Below are 6,785 nucleotides of genomic sequence, written 5' to 3'. Positions count from 1 at the left end.
AGCAGGCTCTCCACTTCGAAGACTCGCATCATCCGCGAGCGTCATCACGTGTGGTCGGGTTCCTCGTCATCGACGGTATCAGCGGCAATCTCCGCCGTTACCGGGCCGCTGGCCTTCCAACGCTCGAGGGCCCACTTCTCTAGACTTTGCAAGCGCTCTTCAATCGTGACTGGCGTCCAGGATTCCCAGTCGGCGATCTCTCGCTCGCTATTGAGCACCGAGCGGAAGTAGCAGGCGGGGACCGTCTGCGTGGGCGTTCCTCGCTTGTCGCTGAACTCCTTCCGACCGTAGGAGGAGTTGTCCATCGTCAATACGAGATTGCCGAGCGAGTGCGTCAACTTGGCCCTGAGCGTCGGGTCGGGAAAGTCCATGACCCACTGGCTGTCGTCCTTGGGATTCTGGGGCAAGACGTGCTCGGTGGTCTTTTGGAATGCCTTGCTGAACGTCGAGAACGGGTCGAGGACGCCAGCTGATTTGCCGCGGGAGAGCTCGTACTCATAGAGCACGAACTTGTGGGAGGTCCGCACGTACCAATTGGTTGACGTCTGGAAGTTGCTGCGGACTAGCTCATCCGGTGCATACTCCCACGTCAGTCTTCCGATGCCGGCGATGACTTCTGCGACGGACACGGACCCCTGGAAGAGCCGGTTGGCCAGGCGAGCGAGGGCGGTTTGTCCGGCTCCCGCCCGGCGGACGCAGATGGCGAACACTCTGGCCGAAAAGGTCTCGCAGGCGCCCAGGACATCTGCGTACGAACTGGCGTCCTTGGGGTGGGCTAGGCGGACCGCGAACAGAAGCGGGAGGAACTGGGCAACGACACCGCTTCGGGCGAGTGCCTTGGAATTTCGACGCGCGCGCTCTGTAGGGACCGGATCTGCCGACCAGACGGCGTACTTGGGGTCTGGGTCCTCGAGGTCCTTCAGGAACTCCGAGCACTGCCACAACTTGTCGACGTAGTCACTTACGTCATCGAACAGGTCCTGCCAGACAGCATCTGTGTCGGTTGGGGTAGTGGCAACGGAAGCGTCCAGCTTCTGCGAGGTGGGAACGTACTTCGTGCGCGGGAACTTCTCCTTGACTGCATCCACGCCTTTCCAAGTGCGGCGGTCCGGGTTCTGTGTCGCAAGCCAATGTGCTCGAAGCAGGCGGTCTTCGCTCTCGGCCGGCAGATCGGCGAGGTTCTTGAAGATGCCGGACCACCGATCGTTAACCAAGTGGGCAAGCTTCGGACCTCGAGCATCGGTCAACTGGGCAGCGAGATACAACAAGTAGTTCTTGATCTTCTCGAGCTGGGTCAGCGCACGACCCCTGTCGTTGAGAGTCTCAAAGATCACTCCGACCTCAGCAGCAGTGCCGACCTCGTAGACCAGAAGCTTGAGGCCGAAGGTGACCCGCTTGCGGAGGTCTAGTAGGCGTCGAGCGGAAAGGTCTGTGTTCGTAGGGTCGACGATGCTCGCGATCCGCGCATCGAAGAAATCCACGGCGTATAGAAGGCGCTGCTCGGCAGCCAATCGATCGCTTGGCGGGGACATCGAGCCGACCACATGGTCGCGCCAGAAGCTTGCGAGGTCGCTGCCGAGTTGCAGCCGGGGCTCGGTGACCCCGCCCAGGTTTATCCGTACGAGCCGCCGAATCTGCGGCTTTGCTTCCTCGACCCCCTCGGAAAGATCGGCATTAGTGACGGTGCCCAAAGACTCGAGCGCAGTGAGTAGGCGTGCCAGGAGAATCGTGATCGTGGTTAGGCGCTGTTGCCCGTCCACGACCTCGTACTCGCGGAGGGCTTCGCCAGCCGACGTGGTCTTCTGGATTCCGGTCTCCCGCAGTACCAGAGTGCCCGCGTAGTGCTCGCCGTTCCCGAGGAGGTCGAGGTCACCCCAGATGTCGGCAAGCTGCTTGTGTGTCCAAGCATATGGGCGCTGGTAATCAGCGATAACGAACGTCTTATCGTCGATCACTTTGGACAGCGGCTCGTGTTCCTTCGGCATTCCGGCTCCACTCAGTGGGTGACATCCCAAACACCACCATACGGACTCTGCTGATTGTGGGCTGACGCATTGCAGAAGTCTTCAACCGACCCCAAGTACGGCTGGCGCTCCGGTACTCGACCGCGCCGCCCCGGCTGCAGATTGCCCCGACGGCATCCCTACTGGGCCGGCCCCGCGAAACTCGAGAATGCTCCGACGGTGGATCGCGATGCAGGCGTGGCCCGACGATTCGGTCCATTCGATGACCGCATTGCCGACCTTCATCCCAGAAGTCGCGACTTGGCGATAGAAAACTCCGCTGCCGTGAGGAGACCCTCTCGATGGAGCGCCGCGAGCCGTTCGAGGTGATCGATGAGTTGAAGGCCACTGTGATCAGCAAGCGCACCTGGGCGCTCGGACACGTGCGGCGTCACCTCCTGAGCGGTCCGTCCGGCGGGTTCGTCGTCCGGCGTCGGCACAATCGACGACACGGCATCGTCGTCTACAACGTCGCTCTCCACACTGTCGTCGAAGACCCTGGTGGCTTCGGTCTCGCCGTCCGCCAGGTCTTCCCACGTTGCGGCGTCGGGTCGTCGGGATCGATAGGCGGTGACGCCGTCGGCACTCACCACGAGCTCGAAGCCGGAGTTGCTGAGCAGGAAATCGTCTGGGGTCGCCTTCGAGGGGCGCACACTGCCGATGAGTAGCAGGTCATGCAGGAGCCGACGCAGCGACTCGGTGGCCTCTTTCTCCTCCGTTCCATGGGCGGTGCGGTAGTCGCGCACAGCGCCAGGTTGCAGGGGGTGGGTCGCGGGGGCAACGTCATCGAGCTGGAACGGCGGCGACGGTTCGATGGTGCGGCGGTGCACCAGGTCGGACGGGACGATCTTGTCGTCGTCGAGGGTGAGCGGACTGACGCTGTCGGCGCACTCGACGATGAGGTCGAGGCAGCTCTCAGTACCGTCACTGACTCCCAGGTCCTCGGCTGTGCCAAGGGCGTACACCACCACGAAGGTGGCCTTGCCGCCCTCGGGTTTGAGTCGCAGCACCCGTCCCATCCGTTGGATCATTTGACGGCGCGATCGCGAGCCGCCCATGACGACCGCGAGATTGATGTCCGGGACGTCGATGCCCTCGTCGAGCACGGTGGGAGCGACCACCGCCTTGAGACGCCCCGCGCGTAGGGCGGCCAAGCGGTCCTTGCGTTCGCCCCTGCTCAGGTCGCTATGGATGGGGGCAGCCTTGACCCCGGCCTCGACGAGGGTCGCGGAGATCTCTTCTGCCATATCGACTCGCCGGGTGAAGAGGATGGCGCCGCCGGAGGCATTGACTCGCGCAGCTAGCTTGCCGGTGACATCGAGCTTGGCCTGGGCGTTGGTCATCACGTCGACGCGCGCGGAGAACGCCTTGAGGTAGCGGCGTGCCACGTCGCTGATCGTGGGATCGGGATCGTCCTCGGCCGCACGCTGGACCTCGTGGAGAAAGGCCCCGAATGGCTGGGCTGGGAAGCCGGCGGCGAGCAGTTGGATCCGGGAGTCGCGAGCGGTGCGGTCGGCCTCGTCGTAGTCGGCACGTTCGCGTGAAGTGAGCGGTACACCGAGCAGTTGTACGTCGTAGTGCGCCACCACACCGTCTCGAATGGCGCGAGGGAACCCGATGCGGAACACCGGTGGCCCGCCGAAGTAGCGCAGCAGACTTCCCAGTCCGTCGTCGTTGCGTTCGAAGGTGGCAGTCAGTCCGAGTCGGCGGCGGTAGGAGGGGTGGAGGGCCCGACGCCATTGACCTGCTCCGTAGCGGTGGCACTCGTCGGCGATCAGGAGGATCTTCCCGTCGGGTCGCGTGGGTGGTTCCAGATAGAGGGACTGGACGGTGCCGACGATGACGCGGTGGCTGCGCAGGCTCGCGCGTTGGCCATCTCCGAGCGCGCCGACGCTGGGAAGGCCGTGCTGGCGCAGCGTCTTGGCCCACTGCTCCACGAGGTCGATGGTGGGAACCATGACGATGACGTTGTAGTCGTCGTCGAGGGCTTCGCGGGCCGCCTCGACGCCTACGCGGGACTTACCGGTTCCGGTGACCGCCTCGATGACTCCGTGGCGGCCATGGCTGCTCCAGGCGTCGAGCGCCTCTGTCTGCCAATCGCGTAGGGGAGGACTCGGGGGAGCGACATGGTGACCCCAGACGCGCGAAGGACGATCAGCTTCGAGAAGCCAGTCACGGCCCTCGGAGGTCAGACCGATGGCGCCATCTGAACCACCGTGGAGCAACTGGGAATCCAGATCACCCAGACGCAGAAGGTGCCGTTCGGAGCACTCGGTGTCGTCGAGCGCTGCCTGGAACTGGGCAAGTGGCAATGCACCAGCGGCATCGACAAACTGCAGCAGTTGGCGCTGGCGGTCACGGCATCCCGAAACGACGTCCACGCTCACTCCTTCCCTCCTACGGCTCCTATTGGTGGGTGTCTATCACTACCGACCGACAGCCGCGCGAAGCCGCAGCGGTACGGGACTGTCGGACCTGCCTGTCACCCTGGTTGCCATGACTACATCACGTGACTTTGACTGGCCCGGGCCAATGGTGATTGGGCAGACCAGCTCCGGTGATCTCGTGTTCTTGCCCGAGGCCTACGCCGCGGCGGCGGCGTCCGAACTCGATCAATGGCGCTCGGCCACGACCTGGACCCCGGCGCGTGACCTGGCCGGTCAGGGTGAGTGCTTGACGCCACCGTTCGACCTGGCGGACCTGGAAGCCACCCAAGACGGCGATGCTCACTTCGACCTCGCCGGCCTCGGTGTGGTGGCCGACGGAGACTGGCCACCGATGTCGGCGGCGCTGACCTTGGAGTTGGCACAGCGGCATTTGGTCCAGGGTGGAAGGCCCCAGGTTGGCGCCGTCGTCGACACCGTGTTTAACGGCCCCCTTCTCCAGATCGGTCCTGACCAGGAACAGGAGCTGCGCGACACACTCGAGGCGGCCGGCTGCACGGTGCGCCGCGACGACGACCTCGTGCGTCGGGCGGGGGAGGTGTGAACGACTTCTTCGAGATCGTGCCTGGCGACGCTGCTTCTCCGGTGGTGCTGCACGTGCCGCACTCGTCGCGACGGATCCCGCCGTACGAACGGGCAGGGATCGTGCTCGACGACGCCGAGCTTGATGCGGAGCTCACCGCGATCACCGATGCTCGCACCGACGAGATTGCGTTCCGCGCTGCCGGTGGGTCGCAACTGAGGCCGTGGGTGTTCGTAAACCGGCTCTCGCGGCTGGTCGTCGATCCCGAGCGGTTCCCCGATGAGCGAGAAGAGATGAACGCCGTGGGGATGGGGGCGGTGTACGAACGCACGACGCAGCTGGAGGTCCTGCGCCGGCCCACCCACGCCCAGCGAGAAGATCTGATCGCCACCTACTTTCATCCGTACGCCAACGCGCTGGCGGAGCTGGTGAGCCAGCGTCTTGCAGCGGCAGATCGGGTCACTATTCTCGATGTGCACTCCTACCCGCGGACGTCACTGCCCTACGAACGCCACGGCGACGGTCCGCGCCCGCACGTGTGCCTGGGCACCGACCCGTTCCACACACCCGAAAGCCTGGTGACGTCTGCGCGGAACGCCTTCGCGCTCGCCGCACCCGTCCACGAGATCGGTTTGGACTCCCCATTCGCGGGTTGCTACGTGCCTCTGGGGCAGTACGGCGTGAACCCTGACGTGAACGGCTTGATGCTCGAGATACGCCGCGACGTAGTCGATGCCGGACTGGACCCGCTAGTGGCCGCTACTACTCAGCTGATCGACGTCCTGGGGGTATTCCACCGCGGTGAATAGCGTCGCTGTCCTTTGCCTCGCCGGTAGGGCTGGTGACAGAAAGGCCCGTCGATCCGCGTCTCTGTGTGAGCCGCTCCGGCCGGTGCCTTAGGACGAGCCACCCGAGAGGCGGCGGGCCATGAAGCGTTTCTGCTCATCATTGTCTTTCTTGAGATGCACCACGGTTTCGACACCACCCGCGTGGGGTCTGAAGTAGATGCGGCCCATGGGCCCGTTGGCGCTTCCTCCAGTGTTGATCTTCGAGAGTTCACGCCACCCGGGGTAGCCCTGGACCATCTTGAGCCTGCGGTCCAGCTGCGGATCTGTGGCATCGATGCGCATCAGTTCGTGGACCACCTTGTCGGTGCGGCCGAACTTGAAGAGCTCCTCGATCGACTCCTCGTCCAGATCGCACCTACTGAATAGCTTGTCCAGGAAACGGTCGAGGTCGGGCCGCCGCCTGACTGAGGTCTTCTCACGCTGCGCAGTGATGCGCTCATGCTGCTCGTTGGCCAACTCGGTGAGCCGCATTTGGCTTTGCTCCAGTGCGTGACGGGCTGAGTCGCGTTCAGCGACGAAGCTGGATGCGAGGGCTTGGGCCTCGGCCAGGCTATCGACCAGCGCCTGGTTGGTGTCCCACGAGTTTTCCAGTGCAGCCATCATCTCCGCGGCCTCATGTCGAGTGGCCTCGAACTGCTTCCTCAGGTCGTCCAGTTCGCCGGGATCGGCCGCTTGCCCCGGAGCGGTGGCAGCCAACTGCTCACGCAGAGCCGATACCTGCTGCTGGTTGATCGTCTGAAGCTGAAGAAGTTGCCCTTCTGCCTCCCGGCGCCTGACTTCCTCCCGGCGCCGGACGACGTCGATCTGCTCCTGGTGGCTGCGGAAGGTTTGGTTGAGGGTTTCCTGCGCGTCGAGCAGATCCAGGGACTGCTGCACGATCAGGTGACAGGTTGGGTCACGCAGCCTGAGTGGCTGGCGCGGTCATGATGGTCTCGTACTCGATGGGAGTCAATCGCCCGAGAGCGGC

The 6,785-nt window shown here is 64.1% G+C and carries 5 protein-coding genes; 2 read left to right on the top strand and 3 right to left on the bottom strand.

Translation table 11 applies throughout. From position 1 onward, the window contains the following. Positions 1 to 44: 44 nt before the first annotated feature. Positions 45 to 1,985 (bottom strand): DUF262 domain-containing protein, encoded by a 1,941-nt coding sequence (locus ACYU7L_RS16560; RefSeq protein ID WP_460798885.1) that lies wholly within the window; start codon positions 1,983 to 1,985, stop codon positions 45 to 47. 260 nt (positions 1,986 to 2,245) lie between these two features. After that, entirely contained in the window at positions 2,246 to 4,390 is a 2,145-nt protein-coding gene (locus ACYU7L_RS16555; protein ID WP_460798882.1) for a DEAD/DEAH box helicase family protein, read from the bottom strand. A gap of 109 nt (positions 4,391 to 4,499) precedes the next feature. Here ACYU7L_RS16555 and ACYU7L_RS16550 point away from each other — a divergent pair, with 109 nt between their 5' ends. Both ACYU7L_RS16550 and ACYU7L_RS16545 read left to right on the top strand, forming a co-directional pair. Next, entirely contained in the window at positions 4,500 to 4,991 is a 492-nt protein-coding gene (locus ACYU7L_RS16550) for a hypothetical protein (protein ID WP_460798880.1), read from the top strand. Then, on the top strand, positions 4,988 to 5,779 hold the full coding sequence (locus ACYU7L_RS16545; protein ID WP_460798877.1) for an N-formylglutamate amidohydrolase: 792 nt from the start codon (positions 4,988 to 4,990) through the stop codon (positions 5,777 to 5,779). The genes ACYU7L_RS16550 and ACYU7L_RS16545 overlap by 4 nt, the downstream gene beginning before the upstream one ends. An 87-nt stretch (positions 5,780 to 5,866) precedes the next feature. Here the strand turns inward: ACYU7L_RS16545 and ACYU7L_RS16540 are convergent, their stop codons facing one another. After that, the gene (locus tag ACYU7L_RS16540) at positions 5,867 to 6,694 is read right to left on the bottom strand and encodes a hypothetical protein (RefSeq protein ID WP_460798874.1); all 828 of its coding nucleotides are present in this window, start codon (positions 6,692 to 6,694) and stop codon (positions 5,867 to 5,869) included. Between the last annotated feature and the right edge of the window lie 91 nt (positions 6,695 to 6,785).

The sequence above is a fragment of the Nocardioides pacificus genome (assembly GCF_054775955.1).
This window is presented reverse-complemented; position numbering and strand designations above follow the sequence as displayed.

What these genes read in the sequence shown, in the direction of transcription:
- ACYU7L_RS16560 (WP_460798885.1), bottom strand. Translation starts at nt 1,985, where the DNA reads ATGCCGAAGGAACACGAGCCGCTGTCCAAAGTGATCGACGATAAGACG.
- ACYU7L_RS16550 (WP_460798880.1), top strand. Translation starts at nt 4,500, where the DNA reads ATGACTACATCACGTGACTTTGACTGGCCCGGGCCAATGGTGATTGGG.